18 protein-coding genes are annotated in these 19104 nt (G+C 70.5%); 15 read left to right on the forward strand and 3 right to left on the reverse strand.

Going from position 1 to position 19104, the window contains the following annotated elements; translation table 11 throughout:
* Positions 1 to 24 precede the first annotated feature (24 nt).
* The 9 genes from H5T77_RS04915 to H5T77_RS04955 all read left to right on the forward strand — a co-directional run bounded on the left by H5T77_RS04915 (position 25) and on the right by H5T77_RS04955 (position 10190).
* Positions 25 to 1086, forward strand: a complete 1062-nt coding sequence (locus tag H5T77_RS04915) for an alcohol dehydrogenase catalytic domain-containing protein (protein ID WP_292645852.1) — start codon at positions 25 to 27, stop codon at positions 1084 to 1086.
* Positions 1083 to 1925, forward strand: coding sequence for a triose-phosphate isomerase (gene tpiA, locus H5T77_RS04920; RefSeq protein WP_292645809.1), 843 nt, complete (start codon positions 1083 to 1085; stop codon positions 1923 to 1925). The genes H5T77_RS04915 and tpiA overlap by 4 nt, the downstream gene beginning before the upstream one ends.
* Positions 1922 to 2581 carry a DUF2291 family protein gene (locus H5T77_RS04925; protein ID WP_292645812.1) on the forward strand — a complete coding sequence of 220 codons (660 nt, stop codon included), beginning with the start codon at positions 1922 to 1924 and terminating at the stop codon, positions 2579 to 2581. The genes tpiA and H5T77_RS04925 overlap by 4 nt, the downstream gene beginning before the upstream one ends.
* The gene (locus H5T77_RS04930; RefSeq protein WP_292645814.1) at positions 2578 to 4179 is read left to right on the forward strand and encodes a sugar ABC transporter ATP-binding protein; all 1602 of its coding nucleotides are present in this window, start codon (positions 2578 to 2580) and stop codon (positions 4177 to 4179) included. The genes H5T77_RS04925 and H5T77_RS04930 overlap by 4 nt, the downstream gene beginning before the upstream one ends.
* Positions 4176 to 5312: an ABC transporter permease gene (locus tag H5T77_RS04935; protein ID WP_292645816.1), complete on the forward strand. Its 1137-nt coding sequence runs from the start codon at positions 4176 to 4178 to the stop codon at positions 5310 to 5312. Before H5T77_RS04930 ends, H5T77_RS04935 begins: the two co-directional genes overlap by 4 nt.
* Before the next feature lie 61 nt (positions 5313 to 5373).
* On the forward strand, positions 5374 to 6339 hold the full coding sequence (locus H5T77_RS04940) for a D-ribose ABC transporter substrate-binding protein (protein ID WP_292645819.1): 966 nt from the start codon (positions 5374 to 5376) through the stop codon (positions 6337 to 6339).
* 4 nt (positions 6340 to 6343) lie between these two features.
* Positions 6344 to 8095: a dihydroxyacetone kinase family protein gene (locus H5T77_RS04945; protein ID WP_292645821.1), complete on the forward strand. Its 1752-nt coding sequence runs from the start codon at positions 6344 to 6346 to the stop codon at positions 8093 to 8095.
* Entirely contained in the window at positions 8092 to 8607 is a 516-nt protein-coding gene (locus H5T77_RS04950; protein ID WP_292645823.1) for a ribose-5-phosphate isomerase, read from the forward strand. Before H5T77_RS04945 ends, H5T77_RS04950 begins: the two co-directional genes overlap by 4 nt.
* Positions 8608 to 8687: 80 nt before the next feature.
* Entirely contained in the window at positions 8688 to 10190 is a 1503-nt protein-coding gene (locus H5T77_RS04955) for an FGGY-family carbohydrate kinase (protein WP_292645826.1), read from the forward strand.
* Here H5T77_RS04955 and H5T77_RS04960 read toward each other — a convergent pair.
* On the reverse strand, positions 10180 to 10953 hold the full coding sequence (locus H5T77_RS04960) for an IclR family transcriptional regulator (RefSeq protein WP_292645828.1): 774 nt from the start codon (positions 10951 to 10953) through the stop codon (positions 10180 to 10182). The two genes, H5T77_RS04955 and H5T77_RS04960, sit on opposite strands and share 11 nt — an antisense overlap.
* A 127-nt stretch (positions 10954 to 11080) precedes the next feature.
* Between H5T77_RS04960 and H5T77_RS04965 the strand changes: the two genes are divergently transcribed.
* The 5 genes from H5T77_RS04965 to H5T77_RS04985 all read left to right on the forward strand — a co-directional run bounded on the left by H5T77_RS04965 (position 11081) and on the right by H5T77_RS04985 (position 15557).
* A complete protein-coding gene (locus tag H5T77_RS04965; RefSeq protein ID WP_292645830.1) occupies positions 11081 to 11845 on the forward strand; it encodes a CoA transferase subunit A in 765 nt (254 codons plus the stop codon).
* A gap of 1 nt (position 11846) precedes the next feature.
* Positions 11847 to 12476, forward strand: coding sequence for a 3-oxoacid CoA-transferase subunit B (locus H5T77_RS04970; protein WP_292645832.1), 630 nt, complete (start codon positions 11847 to 11849; stop codon positions 12474 to 12476).
* An 82-nt stretch (positions 12477 to 12558) separates the two neighbouring features.
* On the forward strand, positions 12559 to 13080 hold the full coding sequence (locus H5T77_RS04975; protein WP_292645835.1) for a cell division protein FtsQ: 522 nt from the start codon (positions 12559 to 12561) through the stop codon (positions 13078 to 13080).
* A gap of 63 nt (positions 13081 to 13143) precedes the next feature.
* Positions 13144 to 13848 carry a YcnI family copper-binding membrane protein gene (locus H5T77_RS04980; RefSeq protein ID WP_292645837.1) on the forward strand — a complete coding sequence of 235 codons (705 nt, stop codon included), beginning with the start codon at positions 13144 to 13146 and terminating at the stop codon, positions 13846 to 13848.
* On the forward strand, positions 13845 to 15557 hold the full coding sequence (locus H5T77_RS04985; RefSeq protein WP_292645840.1) for a copper resistance CopC/CopD family protein: 1713 nt from the start codon (positions 13845 to 13847) through the stop codon (positions 15555 to 15557). Before H5T77_RS04980 ends, H5T77_RS04985 begins: the two co-directional genes overlap by 4 nt.
* Before the next feature lies 1 nt (position 15558).
* Here H5T77_RS04985 and H5T77_RS04990 read toward each other — a convergent pair whose 3' ends face one another.
* The gene (locus H5T77_RS04990) at positions 15559 to 16413 is read right to left on the reverse strand and encodes a hypothetical protein (RefSeq protein ID WP_292645841.1); all 855 of its coding nucleotides are present in this window, start codon (positions 16411 to 16413) and stop codon (positions 15559 to 15561) included.
* Between the two features lie 52 nt (positions 16414 to 16465).
* Positions 16466 to 17848, reverse strand: a complete 1383-nt coding sequence (locus H5T77_RS04995) for an FAD-binding oxidoreductase (RefSeq protein WP_292645844.1) — start codon at positions 17846 to 17848, stop codon at positions 16466 to 16468.
* A gap of 188 nt (positions 17849 to 18036) precedes the next feature.
* Between H5T77_RS04995 and H5T77_RS05000 the strand changes: the two genes are divergently transcribed.
* Positions 18037 to 18972, forward strand: coding sequence for a TerC family protein (locus tag H5T77_RS05000; RefSeq protein ID WP_292645846.1), 936 nt, complete (start codon positions 18037 to 18039; stop codon positions 18970 to 18972).
* Positions 18973 to 19104: the final 132 nt, after the last annotated feature.

Here is a 19104-nt window from a genome sequence, read left to right on the forward strand (position 1 = left end):
ACATCAGAGCTCGACCGGCGCACCATGCAGGCGGTCGTCTGCCACGGGCCCGAGGACTACCGCTTCGAGGAGGTCCCGATCCCCGTCCCGGGCGCCGGCGAGGCGCTGATCCGGGTCGAGGCCGTCGGGATATGCGCGAGCGACCTGAAGTGCTACCACGGAGCCGCGAAGTTCTGGGGTGATGAGAACCGGCCGGCCTGGGCCGAGACCGAGGTCATCCCCGGCCACGAATTCACCGGCGAGGTGGTCGCCCTCGATGAGGAGGCAAGTACGCGGTGGGGGGTCGAGGTCGGCGACCGGGTCGTCGCCGAGCAGATCGTGCCGTGCGGAGAGTGTCGCTACTGCCGGCGCGGGGAGTACTGGATGTGCGGACCCCACGACATGTTCGGCTTCAAGCGCAGCACCCCGGGCGCGATGGCCGAGTACATGGTCTTCTCCCCCGCCTCCCTGGTGCACCGGATCAGCAAGGACCTCCCGCCGGCGCACGCCGCGTTCGCCGAGCCGTTGTCCTGCTCCCTGCACGCCGTGGAGCGGGCCCAGATCACCTTCGACGACGTCGTGGTGGTCGCCGGCTGTGGGCCGATCGGCCTCGGCATGATCGCCGGGGCCGCGGCCAAGTCGCCGGCCCGGGTCGTCGCCCTCGACATGGCACCCGAGAAGCTCGACCTGGCCACGAAGTGCGGTGCCACCGACATCGTCAACATCGCCGAGCAGGACCCCGTCGAGTTCGTCCGCTCGATCACCGACGGCTACGGCGCCGACGTCTACCTCGAAGGAACCGGGCACCCCTCCGCGGTGCTGCAGGGTCTCAACGTGCTGCGCAAGCTCGGCACCTATGTGGAGTACGGCGTCTTCGGCTCCGAGGTGACCGTCGACTGGAGCATCATCAGCGACGACAAGGAGCTCGACGTACGCGGCGCCCATCTCGGCCCGCACTGTTGGCCGGCCGCGATCCGGATGCTGGAGTCCGGCGTGCTCCCGCTCGACGAGATCTGCACCCACCAGCTGCCCCTGGCCCGGTTCCAGGACGGCCTCGACATGGTGGCTCGCGGCACCGAGTCGATCAAGGTCTCGCTGATCCCGTGACCGCGCCAGCCTCCTTCTGGCTCGGCACGAGCTGGAAGATGACGAAGACCCTGGGCGAGGCCGAGGCGTACGCAGACGACCTGCGTGCGGCGGTCGAGGCGGGGAGCGTGCCGCCCGAGCTGCGGCTCTTCGTCCTGCCCGCCGCGACCTCCCTGGCCACCGTCCGCGACCGGCTGGACGGCACCGGGGTGGCTCTCGGGGCGCAGAACGCCCACCCGGGGCCGGACGGCGCCGTCACCGGCGAGGTGTCCATGAGCATGGTGCGCGACGCCGGCGCGAGCCTCGTCGAGATCGGGCACGCGGAGCGCCGCACCCTGCTCGGCGAGACCGACGACATGGTGGCCGACAAGGTCGCCGCCGCGGTCTCGACCGGGCTGACGCCCCTAGTGTGTGTCGGCGAGACCGCCGCCGAGCGCACCCATGGCGAGACCTCCGATGTCCTGGCCAGCCAGGTACGCGCTGCGCTCAGCCGTCTCGGGGGATCGCGACCCAGCGAGCTGCTGGTGGCCTACGAGCCCCACTGGGCGATCGGCTCCGAGGGCCGTCCCGCCAGGCCGGCGGACGTCGCCGAAGGACTCGCCGTCGTACGCCGGGCCCTGGACGAGGACCTGGCAGGCACGCCGACCTCCGTCCTCTACGGAGGCAGCGTCCACGCGGGCAACGCCGCCGACCTGATGACCGGCCTCGACGTGGACGGCCTCTTCGTCGGGCGCGCCGCATGGACCGCGCCGGGCCTCCTCGACCTCGCTCACCGTTGCGCCGACGCGCTTCGTCAACGAAGGCGCCGCCAACCAACCCCCGACCTCGTGTCCGCGATCGTTCGAAAGGACCCAAGATGACACGACACCGCCGCCTCACCCCCTTCCGCATCGGCGGAGCGGTGGCCCTCGCTGCGCTCCTCGTCGCGATGACGCTCAGCACCCGCTTCGTCACCCCCGACGAGCTCGCCTCGATCGGCCCGGAGAAGTTCGACCCGGCGCAGACCGCCGAGGACCTCTTCGCCCAGGCGAACGAGACCATCCCCGATGCGGCGACGCCACTTCCCGAGCTCCTCACCGGACTCCAGAAGGATGTCGCCAAGACCGCCGACGACCTCGAGGCCTCCAGGCCGAACGACACCACCTACCTGTTCCCCGTACGCGGCACCGCGACCGTCGTCGCCACCCAGGATCAGGCTGTCGAGATCACCGTCGAGGGTGTCCCCGAGACCACCCCGCTCACCTTCGCCTCCGGACCGGCCACCAACGGCACGGTCCTGCGTGACGCCGTCGGCTTCAAGTTCGGAGATGCCTCCAACCAGACCACCTACCAGCAGGTCGGCGACGAGCTGAAGGCCCTCGTCCGCGAGCAGATCGACCAGGGCACGGGCGGAAAGGTCGCTCCGGGCTCGAAGCTCGCCTTTACCGGAATCGTGAGCGTCACCGACACGGGGATGCCGCAGCCCGCGGCCAAGCCCGTGCAGATCCAGCCGCTGACGCTGGAGGTCGCACCATGAGTGCACCAGCCACCGCGACCGCCCCCACCGACACCGAGATCGGTGAGGTGGTGCTCCGCGCGGTCGGGATCTCCAAGACGTACGGCGTCACCAAGGCGCTCAAGGGCGTCGACTTCGAGGTCCGCGCCGGCCAGGTCACCGTGCTCTTCGGGGAGAACGGCGCCGGGAAGTCGACACTCATGAAGATCCTCTCCGGCGTCGAGCAGCCCACCGGCGGACAGCTGGTCCTGCATGAGGAGCCGATCACCCTGGAGAACACCGTCGATGCGGTGGAGCGAGGGATCTCGATCATCCACCAGGAGACGAACCTCTGCCCCAACCTCAACGTGCGGGACAACATCTTCCTCGGCCGCGAGCTGCACACCCGGATGGGCGGGATCGACTACGCCCGCGAGGCCGACATCACCTCACGGCTGATGCGCCAGCTCGAGGAGGAGATCGCGCCGCAGACCCCGGTCGCGGACCTCCGGATGGGCCAGCAGCAGATCGTCGAGATCGCGCGGGCGCTGGCCGCCGAGACCCGGATCCTGATCATGGACGAGCCCACCTCGGCCCTCAGCGCAAGCGAGGTCGAGGTGCTGTTCCGGGTCATCGGGGAGCTGACCGCCAACGGCGTCGCGATCGTCTACATCTCCCACCACCTCGAGGAGGCGATCAGCATCGCCGACCACGCGGTCGTGCTCCGCGACGGCGAGCTGGTGGCGCACGAGCCGGCGAGCGAGATCGACCTGCCCTGGGTGGTGCACCGGATGACCGGCCGGCAGGCGGAGTACGACTTCCGCGAGGAGCCCCGGGACTTCGGCGAGGTCGCGCTCTCCGTCCGGAACCTCACCGTCGCTGACCTCGGCACCGGACGAGTCGTGGTCGACGACGTCTCCCTCGACGTACGCACCGGCGAGATCGTCTGCCTCTACGGCCTGATGGGCGCCGGGCGTACCGAGCTGATGGAGACCCTCGCCGGCCGCGATCCCATGACCGCCGGCGAGGTGCTCCTGAACGGCGAGAACGTCGCCGACCTCAGCGTCAGCGACCGCATCTCGCGTGGCCTCGGGCTCGTGCCCGAGGACCGGCAGCGCGACGGCGTCGTCCAGCTGCTCAGCGTCGGCAGCAACCTCTCCCTCGCCGGGCTGCGTTCGGTGGTACGCCGCGGCCTGATCTCGCGAGGCGCGGAGTCCGATCGGATCAGGCGTGGCATGGCCGAGGTCACCGTCAAGGCCGCCGGCCCGGGCACCCCGATCACCTCCCTGTCCGGCGGCAACCAGCAGAAGGTCGTGATCGGCAAGCTGCTGATGACCGATCCGAGCGTGCTGCTCCTCGACGAGCCCACCCGTGGCATCGACGTCGGGGCCAAGGGCGAGATCTTCGCCCTGCTCTTCCAGGAGGCACAGAAGGGCCTCGGGGTCCTGTACGTCACATCGGAGATCGGTGAGGCGATGACGGCCTCGCATCGCATCGTCGTGATGAACAAGGGCCGCGTCGTGCGCGAGTTCGACCCGCGTACGAGCACCCGGGCCGAGGTCATGGCCGCATCCGGCGAGTCAGCCAACCCGACGACCAGCACCACGACCACCGACGAAGCCATCGGAGGCACGCCATGACCGCAACCAACACATCGGCCGAGGCGACACCCCGCCCGCAGAGCCCCCAGAGCCCGACCGGGGGCGTCACCTCCCGGCTCCGCTCGATCACGCTCAGCAGCGCTCTTGTGGAGGGCCGGGCCCTGCTCGCCCTGATCCTCATCATCACGGTGTTCGCGCTGCTCAGCGACAACTACCTCGACCCCGGAAACCTGGTCACCATCACCAAACAGGTCGCCTTCAACGCGATCTTGGCGCTCGGCATGCTGATGGTCATCCTCAACGGCGGGATCGACCTCTCGGTCGGCTCCACCGTGGGGCTGACCGGCGCCGTGGCCGGCAACCTCTTCCGAGGCCTCGACCTCCCGCTGACCCAGGCGATCATGTTCCCGCAGGTCTGGGTGATCGTGGTCATCTCGGTCGGGGTCGGCGCTCTGGTCGGCTATGCCAACGGCCTGCTGATCTCGCGACTACGCCTCGCCCCGTTCATCGTCACCCTGGGCATGCTCTACGTCGGGCGCGGCCTGACCGAGGTGCTGCTCAACGGGCAGAACATCACCAACGAGCTCCGCGGCCAGGAGGGCCTGGGCAACACCGGCTTCTTCGAGGTCTTCGCCAGCCGCCCCCTCGGGCTGCCGATCTCCGCATGGGTGATGATCGCGCTCGCCGTCCTGGCCTCGATCCTGCTGGTTCGCTCGCCGTTCGGCCGGTGGCTCTACGCCAGCGGCAGCAACGAGCGGGCCGCCGAGCTCTCCGGCGTGCCCGTCACCCGGGTCAAGACGCGGATCTACGTGATCGCCGGCACCTGCGCCGGCATCGTCGGTCTGCTCCAGATCGCCAACATCAGCTCCGCGACCGCCGACCTCGGCCAGTTCTACGAGCTCAACGCGATCGCCGCGGTCGTCATCGGCGGCGCCGCTCTCTCGGGTGGTCGCGGCACGGTCCGGGGCACCATCATCGGCGCCTTCGTGATCGGGTTCCTCGCCAACGGGCTGGTCATCGTCGGCGTCTCCCCGTTCTGGCAGCAGGTCATCACCGGCGCGGTGATCATCCTCGCGGTCGCCGTCGACCGGATCCAGCAGATCGCCCAGAACCGCGGGGCCGCGCGACGCGCGGCCGCGGAGGTTCGTACCGCCGCTAGCACGAGCGCATGAGCACCCACCGTCCCCACCACCTGCCGCGGCTCGTCCGCGACACATCGAGAGGAAAGACACCATGAAGCGAATTCTCGCCGGCTTCGCCGCCACCGGGCTCGCCCTGAGCCTGGCCGCCTGCGGCTCGGAGGCCACCGACGACGCGGACAGCAAGGGCGGCGGCACCATCGCCATCATCACCGTCGACCCCTCCAACCCCTACTGGAAGGCCGAGGTCGACACGGCCAAGAAGGCCGCCACCGACCTGGGCTACAAGTCCTACACCGCGGCACACGGAAACGACCCGGACGAGCAGAACACCCTGATCGAGACCGCCGTCAATGACGAGGTCGACGGGATCCTGCTCGACCCCGCCGGCGCCGACGAGTCGATCGCCGCCGTGCAGAAGGTCGTCGACGCCGACATCCCGGTCGTGCTGATCAACGCCGAGATCTCCGAGACCGGACTCGCGTCGTCCCAGATCGTCTCCAACAACGCCCAGGGTGCCACCGTCGGCGCCGAGGCCTGGGCCGCATCGATGAACTACAAGGGGACGTACGTCGAGCTGTTCGGCAACCCCAGCGACAACAACGCCCAGGTCCGCTCCGACGGGTATGAGCAGGTCCTCAGCCAGTACCCGGACCTGAAGAAGGTCGGTGAGGAGATCGCCAACTGGGACCGTCAGGAGGGCCAGGAGAAGATGGAGGCCCTGCTCGCCAAGAACCCCGACATCAACGGGGTCATCTCCGGCAACGACGAGATGGCGCTCGGCGCGGTGAACGCGCTCAAGGCCAAGGGCAAGCTCGACCAGGTGACGGTGCTCGGCTTCGACGGCAGCCAGGACGCCGTCGAAGCGGTGCGGTCCGGCGAGCTGGTGGCCACGGTGGTCCAGCCGATCGTCGAAGGCACCAACCGCGCGATCGAGCAGCTCGACAGCGTGATCCGGACCGGAGAGACGGGCGTCTCGGACGAGAAGCAGGCTCTCGACTGCGTCCTGGTCACCAAGGACAACGTCGACACCGTCGAGAACTTCGTCATCAGCGAGTGATCCGATGACCCACATCTACAACGATCCCGACACCTTCAAGAGCGACGTCCTCACCGGCTTCGCCGCCGCCCATCCCCGCTACGTCGAACGGGTTCGCGATGCCTCCGGATTCATCCGGGCCGGCGGGCCCCTTGCCGGCAAGGTCTCGCTCGTCATCGGCGGCGGGTCGGGCCACTATCCCTCCTACAACGGGGTCGTCGGCCCGGGCTTCGCCGACGGCGCCGTGCTCGGCGACATCTTCGCCTCTCCGTCCGCCGAGCAGGTCTACCGCATCGCCCGCGCCGCCCACGGCGGGGCGGGGGTGGTGCTCGCCTTCGGCAACTACGCCGGTGACCGGCTCAACTTCGGCGTCGCGGCCGACCGTCTGCGCGCGGAGGGCGTGGACGTTCGTGTCGTGTGGGTGACCGACGACGTGGCCTCCGCACGTGTTGGGGCGGAGGAGGATCGGCGCGGCATCGCCGGGACCTTCACGGTCTACAAGATGGCCGGCGCCGCGGCCGAGGCGGGCAGCGAGCTCGACGAGGTCGAGCGGCTCATGCGGCGGGCCAACGCGGCGACGTACTCCTTCGGGGTGGCGTTCGACGGCTGCACGCTGCCGGGGGCGAGCGACGCTCTCTTCCATGTGAAGGCCGGCCAGGTGGACTTCGGGCTGGGGATCCATGGCGAACCCGGCATCAGCACCACCGACTGGATCCCGGCCTCGCGGCTGGCCGACCAGCTGGTCGACCGAGTGCTCGCGGAGCGGCCGGCCGCGGCCGACGGGCGGGCGGCCGTGCTGCTCAACGGCCTCGGCGCGACCAAGTACGAGGAGCTCTATGTGCTCTGGAGCGAGGTCGAGCCCAGGCTACGAGCCGCGGGAGTCGACCTGATCGACCCCGAGGTCGGCGAGCTGGTCACCAGCCTCGACATGGCGGGCTGCTCACTCACCGTGACCTGGCTCGACGACGAGCTCGAGCCGCTGTGGCGAGCCCCGGCCGACACCCCTGCCTACCGCCGGGGCCAGGCCGTCGCCGACGGACGGTTCACCGAGCGTGCGGTATCCGCCGATGCCGCGGTGGAGGGCACGCAGGAGACCGCGAGCCCAGCGTCCCGCAAGCACGCGACGATCGCGCAGAGCATCATCGCCACGCTCGCGGCGACGGTCGAGGAGCACAAGGAACGGCTCGGTGAGATCGACGCGGTCGCCGGCGACGGCGACCACGGCATCGGCATGAGCCGCGGATCCCGGGCCGCCGTCGAGGCGGCCGAGGCGGCCGTCTCCGCCGGCGGCGGCGTCCGCTCGGTGCTCGCCGCGGCCGGGGCCGCGTTCGGCGACCGTGCCGGCGGCACGAGCGGCATCCTGTGGGGCCTGCTCCTGGAGACCGTCGGCGAAGGCCTCGGCAACCAGGAGCCGGTCACCCTCGACGGACTCGCCAGGGCCGTACGGGCGGGGGCGACCCGGGTGCAGACATTCGGCCACGCCGAGCTCGGCGACAAGACCATGCTCGATGCGTTCTGTCCCTTCGCCGACGCACTCGAACAGGGCGCCGACGCCGCGCTCCCCCTCGCCCACGCCTGGCGCATCGCCGCGGATACCTGCACCAAGGCCGCCGAGGCGACCGCGCCGATGGCGCCGAAGGTCGGTCGAGCCCGTCCCCTCGCCGATCGCAGCGTCGGCACCCCCGACCCCGGTGCCGTCTCGCTGGCCCTGATCGTCACCGCGATCGGGGAGCAGCTCGACCAGACCTGCCAGACCCATCTCGAGGAGTCCTCATGACCGAGCCAGCACGGACCGAGCCGACACCCGGACTGCGGATCGCCGTCGGCTGCGACGACGCCGGCGTCTCCTACCGCGACATCCTGAAAGCCGACCTCGAGGCCGACCCGCGGGTCGCCGAGGTGGTCGACGTGGGGGTCACGACCGACGAGCACACCGCCTATCCCCACGTCGCCGCCTCCGCGGCACAGCTGGTGGCCAACGGCAGCGTCGACCGGGCGTTGCTCGTGTGCGGCACCGGGCTGGGCGTCGCCATCAGCGCCAACAAGGTGCCCGGCGTACGCGCGGTGACGGCGCACGACAGCTTCTCCGTCGAACGAGCCGTGCTCAGCAACAACGCCCAGGTCCTGTGCATGGGTCAGCGCGTCGTCGGGATCGAGCTCGCCCGACGCCTCGCCAAGGAATGGCTGGGCTACGAGTTCGACCCCGAGTCGGCCTCGGCAGCCAAGGTCGCAGCGATCGGCGAGTACGAGCAAGGCGCCACAGACCAGGAACAGCCCTCCAGCTGCTGAGTGCCCGACGGTGACTAGGATCGACCGATCATGCCGTCGAGTCCGTCGGGCCCGGCGGTCCGGCGCGACTGGGAGGGTATATGGCTGCCTTGGTCGTGGGGGTCGATGTCGGCACCGGAAGCAGCAAGGGCGTGCTGGCCACCGCCGAAGGTGAAGTGATCGCCAAGACGATGCGGCACCACCAGATGTCGCTGCCACGGGCCGGACACGCGGAGATGGACGCCGAGACCATCTGGTGGGGCGAGGTCGCCTCGATCTGCCGGGAACTCGCGCTGCACGCTCGGGGTCACACGATCGCTGGGCTCTGCGTCAGCGGCATCGGCCCGTGCGTACTGGTCACCGACGACGACCTGACCCCGCTCCAGCCGGGCATCCTCTACGGCATCGACAGCCGGGCCTCGGCCGAGATCGAGGAGCTCACCGAGCGGTTCGGCGCGGACGCCATCCTCGAGCGGGCCGGCAGCGCGCTCAGCTCCCAGGCGGTCGGCCCCAAGCTGCTCTGGCTCCGCCGTCACGAGCCCGACGTGTGGGCGCGGACCCGCCGCTGGTTCGGTTCGAGCTCCTATGTCGTGGCCCGGCTGACCGGCGAGTACGTCATGGACCACCACACCGCCAGCCAGTCCGCCCCGCTCTACGACATCGCGGCCGAGGAGTGGGCGTCCGACTGGGCCGAGGAGATCCTCGGCGACCTTCCGATGCCCCGTCTCGCCTGGTCAAGTGAGGTGGTCGGCACGTTGCACGCCGACGCCGCCGCGGCGACGGGACTGCCCGTCGGCACCCCGGTCATGGCGGGGACGGTGGATGCGTGGGCCGAGGCCTTCAGCTGCGGGGTGCGGCAGCCGGGCGACCTGATGCTGATGTACGGCTCCACGATGTTCTTCATCCAGATCGGCCACGGTCTCACTGCCTGTCCTCCGCTGTGGACCGCGATGAGCGTGCAACCGGAGGTGATGACGCTCGCGGGCGGCATGGCCACCTCCGGGAGCCTGCTGTCTTGGGTTCAGGACCTCACCGGGAACCGCGACATCGCCACGCTCGCCCAAGAGGCCGACCTCGTTCCGGCCGGCGCGGAAGGGCTCATCGTGCTGCCCTACTTCGCCGGCGAGCGCACCCCGCTCTTCGACCCGCACGCCCGCGGCGTCATCGCCGGGCTGTCCCTGCGCCACGGCCGCGGACACCTGTACCGGGCCGTCTACGAGGGAATCGCCTACGGCGTGCGCCAGATCCTCGAGCTCCTCGAGGAGGCCGGCGGACCGGCCTCCCGCGTGGTCGCGGTCGGGGGCGGCACCCGGAGCGGACCGTGGACCCAGATCGTCAGCGACGTCGCCGGGATCCGGCAGCTCGTGCCTGAGCAGACCATCGGAGCGTCCTACGGGGATGCCCTCCTGGCGGCCATCGGCTCCGGGCTCGTGCCACCGGACACCGACTGGACCCGGATCGTCGGAGACGTCGTGCCCAACCCCGAGAACCGGGCCGTCTACGACGAGCTCTACAGCGGCTTCACCGAGCTGTACCCCGCCACCCGTGAGCAGGTGCACCGCCTCGCCCTCATGCAGGAAGCCCTGACTCAGGTCAGGACCTAGCCTTCGTGGTCAGGGTGTGGGCGGCCTCCAGGAGGAGGCGGCCCAGCTCGGCCTGACGCGGTGGCGCGAGGCGGGCCTCGATGCCGGTGATGCTCAACGCTCCGTAGGGCTGCCCGTGGGCGTCGAAGACCGCGGCACCCAGACCCCAGCTGCCGACCACGAGCAGGCCCGGGTTGACCGCGAAGCCGCGCTCACGGGTCGCGGCGACGCGCTTCCGGAGAGCGGACGCCGAGTGTTGCTCGCCGTAGGCCGCGACGAGGTCGGTCCGGGCGAGGTAGGCCTCGCGCCGCGGCTCCGGCAGGAAGGCGAGGATCGCCAGGCCCGCCGAGGCGACACCGAGCGGGAACCGGATCCCCTCGTGGAGCACGTGCGAGCGGATCGGGAAGCTGCCGTCCTCGCGCAGGACGCAGACCGTCTCGTCGCCGCGCCGGATCGAGAAGAACGCGCTCTCCCCCGTCTCCCGGGCGATGCGCAGCACCGCCGCCCGGGCCGCCGGGGTGATGTCGTGGCGGGTGGTCGCGGCGGCGCCGAGCAGGAAGCACTCCGGGCCGAGGTGCCAGGCGCCGGTGGCGTTGTCTCGCTCGACCAGGCCCTCGTCCTGGAGCGCGCTGAGCAGCCGGTGGGCGGTCGGGCGCGGGATCGTGGCGGCCGTCGCGAGCTGGGTGGTCGTCGCGCCCTCGGGCTCGCGCGCGGCGAGCAGCCGCAGCAGGTGCGCGCTTCGGCGGATCACGCTGGGCTGAGGTGCGCTCGGACCGGGTTCCATGAGACGTACGATAGGCGTGTCCATTCAGTGAACGCCGCTGCGTCAGCGGGGCCGCTCATCGAAAGACTGAGCGGGAACTCGCGCTCGTCTATTGACCGATCGGCCCGCCCGGCCTTGACTGATCATCATGGACAAGGTCATCTCCTCAGCCGCCGAGGCGGTCGCGGACATCCCGAACGGAGCGACCCTCACGGTCGGCGGTTTCGGGCTGTGCGGCATCCCCTCGGTGCTCATCAATGCGCTCCTCGAGGCCGGCGTGTCCGACCTCGAGGTGGTCTCCAACAACGCCGGCGTCGACGACTGGGGCCTGGGCCTGCTGCTCGGTGCCGGGCGGCTGCGGCGGGTCGTCGCGTCGTACGTCGGGGAGAACAAGGAGTTCGCGCGGCAATACCTCTCCGGCGACCTCGAGGTCGAGCTGACCCCGCAGGGCACGCTGGCCGAGCGGATGCGCGCGGGCGGCTCCGGCATCGCCGCGTTCTACACCCGCACCGGCGTCGGCACTCAGGTGGCGCAGGGCGGGCTGCCGTGGAAGTACGACGACGCCGGCAACGTCATCAAGACCTCGCCCGAGAAGCCGGTGATGACCTTCGAGACGCCTGAGGGCGAGCGGGAGTTCGTCCTCGAGGAGGCCATCGTCGCCGACTTCGGCATCGTCCGCGCGTGGAAGGGCGACCGCCACGGCAACCTGCTCTTCAAGGACTCCGCGCGCAACTTCAACCCGCTTGCCGCGATGGCCGGGCAGATCACGATCGCCGAGGTCGAGGAGCTCGTCGAGCCCGGCGAGATCCCGCCCAACGACGTCCACCTCCCCGGCGTCTATGTCCACCGCGTCGTGCCCCTGACCCCTGAGCAGGCCGCCGACAAGCGCATCGAGAAGAGGACGGTCCGCTGACATGTCATGGACACGTGAAGAGATGGCCGCCCGCGCCGCCGCGGAGCTCTCCGACGGCGACTACGTCAACCTCGGCATCGGGCTGCCGACCCTGGTGCCCAACTACGTCCCCGACGACGTCGAGCTCGTCCTGCAGAGCGAGAACGGCATCCTCGGCACCGGCGCCTACCCGACCGAGGACGCCGTCGACCCGGACCTGATCAACGCGGGCAAGGAGACCGTCACCGTACGCAAGGGGGCGAGCTTCTTCGACTCCGCCACCAGCTTCGGGATGATCCGATCCGGCAAGATCGACGCCGCCATCCTCGGCGCCATGCAGGTCTCGTCTTCGGGCGACCTGGCGAACTGGATGATCCCCGGCAAGATGGTCAAGGGCATGGGCGGCGCGATGGACCTCGTCCACGGCGCGAAGAAGGTCGTCGTGCTGATGGAGCACGTCGCCCGCGACGGCTCCTACAAGATCGTCGAGGAGTGCTCGCTCCCCTACACCGGCCTCGGCGTCGTGCAGCGCATCATCACCGACCTGTGTGTCCTCGACATCACCCCCGACGGCGTCCGCCTGGTCGAGCTCGCCCCGGATGTGACGTACGAAGAGGTGGCAGAGAAGACCGAGCCGAGCATCCTCCGCTGACCGCCGAGAGGTCGAAAATGATGCCGAGGCCGTCGTGTGACTTCTCGGCCGACGTGGGTGACGCCTCGGTTCGTCTGCGAGAATGACCGGCGTGGAATTGAGGGTGGTGCGGCCGACGCGCGGGAGCGTGTTGCTGGCGCTGCTCGCCGCAGTCGAGATCACCACCGGGTCCAGCCTGGCCCACCTGGCCGGCGGCGGAGAGCTGCCGGATGCGTTGTGGCTGGTGGCGACCGGGTTCGCCGCCTTCGGCGTCGGCGTCGTGGTGCTGCAGCGCCGGGTCGGGATCGCTCTGGGAGCTGTGCTGGCCGGGGCCGCGCAGCTGGGGATGCACGAGGCCTTCGAGGCGTACGCCGCGCCTGCAGCGCACGCGCACACCGGCGCCGCGGGCGAGACCTCGATGCTGCTCGCGCACACCGCGGCCGCGGCGCTGACCGTGGTCGTGTGGCTGCTGCACCGCCGGGCCTGGCGGGTCATCTCACGCGCGCTGGCGACGCCCCAGGTTCTGGTTCCGTTTCGCCTGCCGGTCCAGGCGCAGCCGATCGTGCCGCGCACCGGACTGTGGACGTACGTCGCTGCCGGCCGGGGTCCACCGGTCCTCGCCTGAGGACTCGACCCCGACCACTGGGCACACGCCCGACCGCAGAACACTCCACAGAAAGCAACACCCATGTCTCGACGTACCCTCGCGCGCCTCGGCGCGCCCGCCGCCGCTGCCGCGGCTGTCACCCTCCTCGTTGCCGCTCCGGCCTCCCCGCACGTCACGGTCACCCCGACCGAGACCGCGGCCGGCGCCTACACCGTGCTGACCTTCAGCAACGGTCACGGCTGCGAAGGCTCCCCGACCAAGCAGATCACCATCCAGGTGCCGGAGGGGATCAACACGGTCACCCCGACCCGTCAGCCGTTCTACGACGTCAAGGTCACCTCCGAGAAGCTCGCCGAGCCGATCAAGGACGCCCACGGCAACGAGCTGACCGAGCGCGACGCGACCATCGTCTACACCGCGAAGACCCCGCTGCCCGACGGCCAGCGCGACGCCTTCGAGGTCTCCCTCCAGCTCCCCGAGGAGGAGGGCACGCTCGCCTTCCCGGTCATCCAGACCTGCGTGAAGGGCGAGACCGCCTGGATCGAGGAGACCCCCGAGGGCGCCACCGAGGAGCCCGAGAACCCGGCACCGGCCTTCGAGGTCACCGAGGCGACCGAGGACGGTCACGGCCACAGCTCCGACGAGGCCACCGAGGCCGAGCCGGTCGCCGCGGACGTCGAAGAGGGCGGCGACAGCAACCTGTGGGCCGGCGTCGGTGCCGGCGCCGGGATCCTCGGACTGGTCGCCGGCGTCACCGCCCTCGCGCTGGGGCGTCGTAAGGCGTGAGTGCTCCCCTGACGCGCCGGCCGGGGCTCGACCGTCGGGGCCGGCGCGCCCTGGGGCGGCTGCTCGTGGCGCTTGCTGCCGCGGCGTACGCCGTCCTGCTCAGCATCTCCCCCGCCCAGGCGCACGCGACGCTGATCGGCACCGACCCCGAGGAGGGTGCGGTGCTGGAGGTGGCGCCGGAGACGATCACCTTCGACTTCGACGAGGCGGTGAGCCTGCCGCCGGGCGGCGTGACCGTCTACGACGCGAAGGGCGAGGAGGTGACCTCCGAGGCGACCGCGAGCGGCACCTCGATGGAGGTCGCGCTCGCGAACCCGAGCAGCCTCGGCGACGGCACCTACGTCGTCGCCTGGCGTGCGGTGTCGGCCGACGGTCATCCGATCTCCGGCTCGCTGACCTTCGCGGTCGGAGCACCGAGCCTCAGCGTCGCCCCACCGCCTTCGTCGGAGCCGTCGAGGGCGACGGCGGTGATCCACGGGGTCCTCCAGTTCATCCAGTACGCCGCGCTGCTGCTGATCGTGGGCCTGGTCTGGTTCCGTGCAGTGATCATCGGTGACCACCGTGTCCCCGACCGCGCCACGGCCCGGGTCCAGCGTCTGCAGATCGTCGCCGGCATGGTCGCTGTCCTCGCGCTGGTCTTCCTGGCTCCGGCGAGCGGTGCGCTGCAGAGCGAGAGCGGACCGGGGGCCATCCTCACCTTCGACGCCTGGTCACCGGCGTCGGTCGGCAAGGAGTGGCTCAGCGCGCTGGTCGGGATCCTGGGCATCGCGGCCATGCTCGCCCTGCGGCCTCGTCCCCGCCTGGCCGCGGCCGCGGGGCTGATCGCGATCATGTCACCGGCGCTGGTCGGCCACTCCCGCGCGGTCGTACCCGCCTGGCTGGTCACCGCGACCGACATCATCCACCTCATCGCCGGGGCGCTCTGGCTCGGCGGCCTGGTCGGTCTGGCGCTGACCCTGCCGCTGATCACCCGGCGCGGGACGGTCGCGGCCGAGATCGTGACCCGTTTCTCCACCCTCGCAGCCGCCTCCCTGGCCGTTCTCGCGGTCTCCGGCGTGCTCATGGGATGGCGGATCCTCGGCTCGTGGGAGAACCTGCTCAACAGCACGTACGGCACCCTGCTGATGACCAAGGTCGCTCTGGTCGTCGCGGTCGCGGTGATGGCGGCCGGCAACCGGCTGCTGGTCCTCCCCCGCGTCCGGCGGGCGGTCGGTCACGACGACACCGTCGAGGCCGGCTCGATGCTGCGCCGTGCGGTGCTGATGGAGGCGGGCGTGCTCGTGGTGGTCCTCGGTGTCACCGGCTTCCTGGTCGACCAGCCGCCGCAGGCGGACACCGGCTCGGCCGGGACCGGCTCGGCCACGGTCGCGCAGACCAGCACCCAGGCCGCGAAGCTCGGGGACGACCATCGGGTGTACGCCACGTTGACGCCCTCAGGTCCTGGCCCGAACGTGCTCCGGCTGCAGATCCAGGACGCGGCCGGCGAGCCCGTCGAGGCCTCGGCGGTCCCGAGCGCGAAGCTCAGCTCTGCCAACCGCGACCAGAACAGTGTCGACCTGGGCAGCCTGGCCCTGACGACGGTCGGCGCCGGCACCTGGGAGGCCGACGTCGTACTGCCCAAGGGTGGGACCTGGGAGGCGACCGTCGGGCTGCGGCTCGGTGAGTTCGAGAGCCCGCTGGCGCTGCTGGAGTTCCCCGTCAGACAGTGACTCAGACAGTGACCGGGAGCCGGAGCGTGTGGATCATCCCGTCCACGCGCACCTGCGCGAAGAAGACGTAGTCACCCGCCTTCGGCGGCTTCACATGGATGCCGAGGCGGGTGCCGTCGTCCTGGTTCTCGGGGCCGCCGAGCGGGTGCAGGTGGATCACCTCGCCGGTCTCGCGGCTGAAGGCGGTCACGTGCGCGTAGACCCCGAGGTAGGTCCCCAGGTTGACCGGGTTGCCGGCCGGGTCGGACACCAGGAGGCCGATCTCCTGGTCGACCCCGGGCTTCGGGGTCTCCTCGAGCGCGGCGATCACGACGCCGTCGTCGGAGCCGGGCACCTCCACCTCGGTCGGTCCGGAGACCTTCGCGGTCGCACCGAGCATCGCCTGCTCCCCCTTGTCGTCCGGGGTCCGGGCGGCGAACTCGACGACCACCCGGTAGGTGCCGCCCGCGGGCAGCGTCAGGTCGCCGGACCACGTACCGGACTCGTCCTGGGTCGGGTGCAGATGGCGGAAGACCTCGAGGTCGTCACGGACGACATAGAGGTGGAGGTCCTTGGTCTGCTCCTCGATGTAGTCGGTGACCGGACTGTGCCCTTGATCGCCGGCATCCTTGGTGATCGTGAAGCTCACCTTGCCCGGGGTGCCCGCCTCGGGGGGCAGGCTGACGTCACCGAGCGTGTAGCCACCGGCGGTCGCGGAGGTGCCGTCGGCGCCCTTGATCTCGGTCACGACCGTCGCGACGCTGGGCGCCGCGCCGGGGGCCGAGGACGAGTCGGCGACCTCGGGCTCACCGCCGCAGGCGATCAGGGTGACCGCGAGGCCGAGGGTCAGGACGACAGCAGCTATTCCGGCACGCACGGACAAAGGGTGTCACATGGGGTGGTCTCGACAAGCTCGACCACCGACGGGATCAGAACCCGACACCCGGATTGAGAATCCCGAGCGGGTCCAGTGCCGCCTTGATCCGGCGCTGCAGGTTGATCGAGTCGGCGCCGATCTCGGGCTCGAGCCACTTCTGCTTGAGCCGGCCGACACCGTGCTCGCCGGTCGTGGTGCCCCCCAGCTCGATCGCGAGGGCGAAGATCTCGTCGCCCGCGGCGGTCTCGGCCGGCGGCATCACCCCCGGGACGTCGTCCGGCGACGGGTCCCAGCCGATGACCGGATGCAGGTTGCCGTCGCCGGCGTGGGCGAGCGTGTAGGTGCGTACGCCGTGCCGATCGGAGATCTCGGAGATCCGGTCGACCGCATCGGCGAGCCGGGACCGGGGCACACAGATGTCCTCGATGAACCAGGAGCCGTCCGCCTCGATCGCGGGCAGGATCTGGCGACGCGCCTCGACCAGCCGGTCGGAGGACTCCTCGTCGACGCCCTGCTCGATCCAGGTCGCCTCCTTGCCGAGGATCGCCGCGATCGCCTCGATCTCCGTCGCGGCCGCCGGACCGTCGGCCTGGGCGATCACCAGCGCGTCACCGCGCTCGGCGTACGTCGTGCCCGCGAACCGGTCGACCGCCTCGAGGCAGCGCCGGTCGATGAACTCCAGCATCGACGGCAGCCGACGGGCGGCGGCGATCTCGGCGCAGGCTCGGGCGGCTGCCGCCACCGAGGCGTACGCAGCCGAGGCCGTCAGCGTGGCGACCGGGCGGGGCTTGAGGCGCAGGGTCGCGCCGACGACGATGCCCAGGGTGCCCTCGGAGCCGACGAAGAGCGCGGTGAGGTCGAGTCCCGCGACGCCCTTCATGGTGCGGCGGCCGGTGTGGATCAGGGTGCCGTCGGCGAGGACGACGTCGAGACCCAGGACCGCCTCCCGGGTCACGCCGTACTTCACGCACCGCAACCCGCCGGCGTTGGTGGCGACGTTGCCGCCGATCGAGCAGATCGCCGCCGAGGCCGGGTCGGGCGCGTAGCGCAGCCCCACCTCGGCGGCCGCGGCGTCCAGGCGCGCGTTGAGCACGCCCGGCTCCACCACCGCGATCTCGTCGATCGGGTCCAGCTCGAGGATCCGGTCCATCGCGGAGAGGTCGACGACGAGGTGTCCGGTGCCGGCCACCGCTCCCCCGGCGAGACCGGTGCCCGTGCCCCGCGGGACGACCGGCACCCGGTGGGCAGAGGCGACCCGCATCGCCGCCTGGACGTCCGCGTTGCTGTGGGCCCGTACCACTGCCAGCGGAAGGCCGGCGGCGACCGACCCGGACCGGTCGGTCGAGGCCGCCAGCAGCGAGATGTCGTCGGTCGCCACCTCCGAGACCTGGGAGGCGAGGTCGTTGACCAAAGAGAGCTGTGCCGCCGTCGTCATCCATCCATTGTGTCGTGAGACAGGCGATTGCGAACCTCTTCTGCCCAACAGTTAGGCTTCACCTCGAGGGGAGTACCTCACCAAGCTCATTCCGGTCAGTACGTCGGTGCCGACACCGTCCCGGGATGGCGCCCCGATCCGGGGTGAGGGAGACCTCAGACGTTCATCGACACGCCTGAGGAACCCGCATGCTCGATACTATTGCCACGCCCACTCTGTGGACCGTGACCATCGCCGCCGTCGTGGTGCTGATCGCCCTCGACTTCATCCTGACCCGGCGTCCACACGAGGTCTCCATGAAGGAGGCCATCGGCTGGTCGGCCTTCTACGTCGCGCTTCCGCTCGCCTTCGGCGTCTGGGTCTGGAACGCCCACGGCAGCCAGACCGGCTTCGAGTACTACACCGGCTACATCGTCGAGAAGTCGCTCAGCGTCGACAACCTGTTCGTCTTCATGCTGCTGCTCGCGGCCTTCGCGGTGCCACGCCACCTGCAGCAGAAGGTGCTGCTCTTCGGCATCGTCGGCGCGCTGGTGCTGCGCGGCATCTTCATCGCCCTGGGCGCCGCGGCGCTCTCCCAGTGGGACATCGTCTTCCTGATCTTCGGTGCGATCCTCCTGGCCACCGCCGCGAAGCTCTTCGTCGAGGCGCTCCAAGGCCACGACCAGAAGATCGACCCCGAGGAGATGCTGGCCGTACGCCTCGGCCGCAAGATCGGGCTCAAGCCGATGGCCATCGTGGTGCTCGCCATCTTCGCCACCGACATCATCTTCGCCGTCGACTCGGTGCCCGCGGTCTACGGCATCACCGGCGACCCGTACCTCGTCTTCGCCACCAACGCGTTCGCGCTGCTCGGTCTGCGAGCCCTCTACTTCGTGCTCGAGGGTGCACTGTCCAAGCTGGTCCACCTCTCCTACGGTCTGGCCGCCATCCTCGCCTTCATCGGCGTCAAGCTCGGCCTGCACTGGGCCCACGGCCACTGGGACAGTGTCCCGGTCGTGCCGACCTGGCTGTCCCTCGTCATCATCGTCGGCATCCTCGCCGTCACCGTCACCACCAGCCTGATCGCCTCCGCGCGTACGCAGACTCGGGAGGAGAGCGAAGCCTTGGAGGAGACGAACGCCTAGGCGACCGTGTTGGTCTCGACATGCCTCCGCCTAGCGGCTCCGGCGGCTCGACCGGCGCTCGACCGACGGGTGACCCCCGTCGGTCGAGCCGGACTCGTAGGAACGAACGAGTCCGTGTCGAGACCAACACAT

Source organism: Nocardioides sp. (genome assembly GCF_014360585.1).
GTDB lineage: Bacteria > Actinomycetota > Actinomycetes > Propionibacteriales > Nocardioidaceae > Nocardioides.

Excerpts from the sequence above, each read along its gene's own strand:
- H5T77_RS04955 (WP_292645826.1), top strand. The coding sequence starts at position 8,688 with ATGGCTGCCTTGGTCGTGGGGGTCGATGTCGGCACCGGAAGCAGCAAG.
- H5T77_RS04940 (WP_292645819.1), top strand. The coding sequence starts at position 5,374 with ATGAAGCGAATTCTCGCCGGCTTCGCCGCCACCGGGCTCGCCCTGAGC.
- H5T77_RS04965 (WP_292645830.1), top strand. The coding sequence starts at position 11,081 with ATGGACAAGGTCATCTCCTCAGCCGCCGAGGCGGTCGCGGACATCCCG.
- H5T77_RS04960 (WP_292645828.1), bottom strand. The coding sequence starts at position 10,953 with ATGGAACCCGGTCCGAGCGCACCTCAGCCCAGCGTGATCCGCCGAAGC.
- H5T77_RS04950 (WP_292645823.1), top strand. The coding sequence starts at position 8,092 with ATGACCGAGCCAGCACGGACCGAGCCGACACCCGGACTGCGGATCGCC.
- H5T77_RS04915 (WP_292645852.1), top strand. The coding sequence starts at position 25 with ATGCAGGCGGTCGTCTGCCACGGGCCCGAGGACTACCGCTTCGAGGAG.
- H5T77_RS04935 (WP_292645816.1), top strand. The coding sequence starts at position 4,176 with ATGACCGCAACCAACACATCGGCCGAGGCGACACCCCGCCCGCAGAGC.
- H5T77_RS04995 (WP_292645844.1), bottom strand. The coding sequence starts at position 17,848 with ATGACGACGGCGGCACAGCTCTCTTTGGTCAACGACCTCGCCTCCCAG.
- H5T77_RS04980 (WP_292645837.1), top strand. The coding sequence starts at position 13,144 with ATGTCTCGACGTACCCTCGCGCGCCTCGGCGCGCCCGCCGCCGCTGCC.
- H5T77_RS04930 (WP_292645814.1), top strand. The coding sequence starts at position 2,578 with ATGAGTGCACCAGCCACCGCGACCGCCCCCACCGACACCGAGATCGGT.
- H5T77_RS04975 (WP_292645835.1), top strand. The coding sequence starts at position 12,559 with ATGACCGGCGTGGAATTGAGGGTGGTGCGGCCGACGCGCGGGAGCGTG.
- H5T77_RS05000 (WP_292645846.1), top strand. The coding sequence starts at position 18,037 with ATGCTCGATACTATTGCCACGCCCACTCTGTGGACCGTGACCATCGCC.
- H5T77_RS04925 (WP_292645812.1), top strand. The coding sequence starts at position 1,922 with ATGACACGACACCGCCGCCTCACCCCCTTCCGCATCGGCGGAGCGGTG.
- H5T77_RS04970 (WP_292645832.1), top strand. The coding sequence starts at position 11,847 with ATGTCATGGACACGTGAAGAGATGGCCGCCCGCGCCGCCGCGGAGCTC.
- H5T77_RS04945 (WP_292645821.1), top strand. The coding sequence starts at position 6,344 with ATGACCCACATCTACAACGATCCCGACACCTTCAAGAGCGACGTCCTC.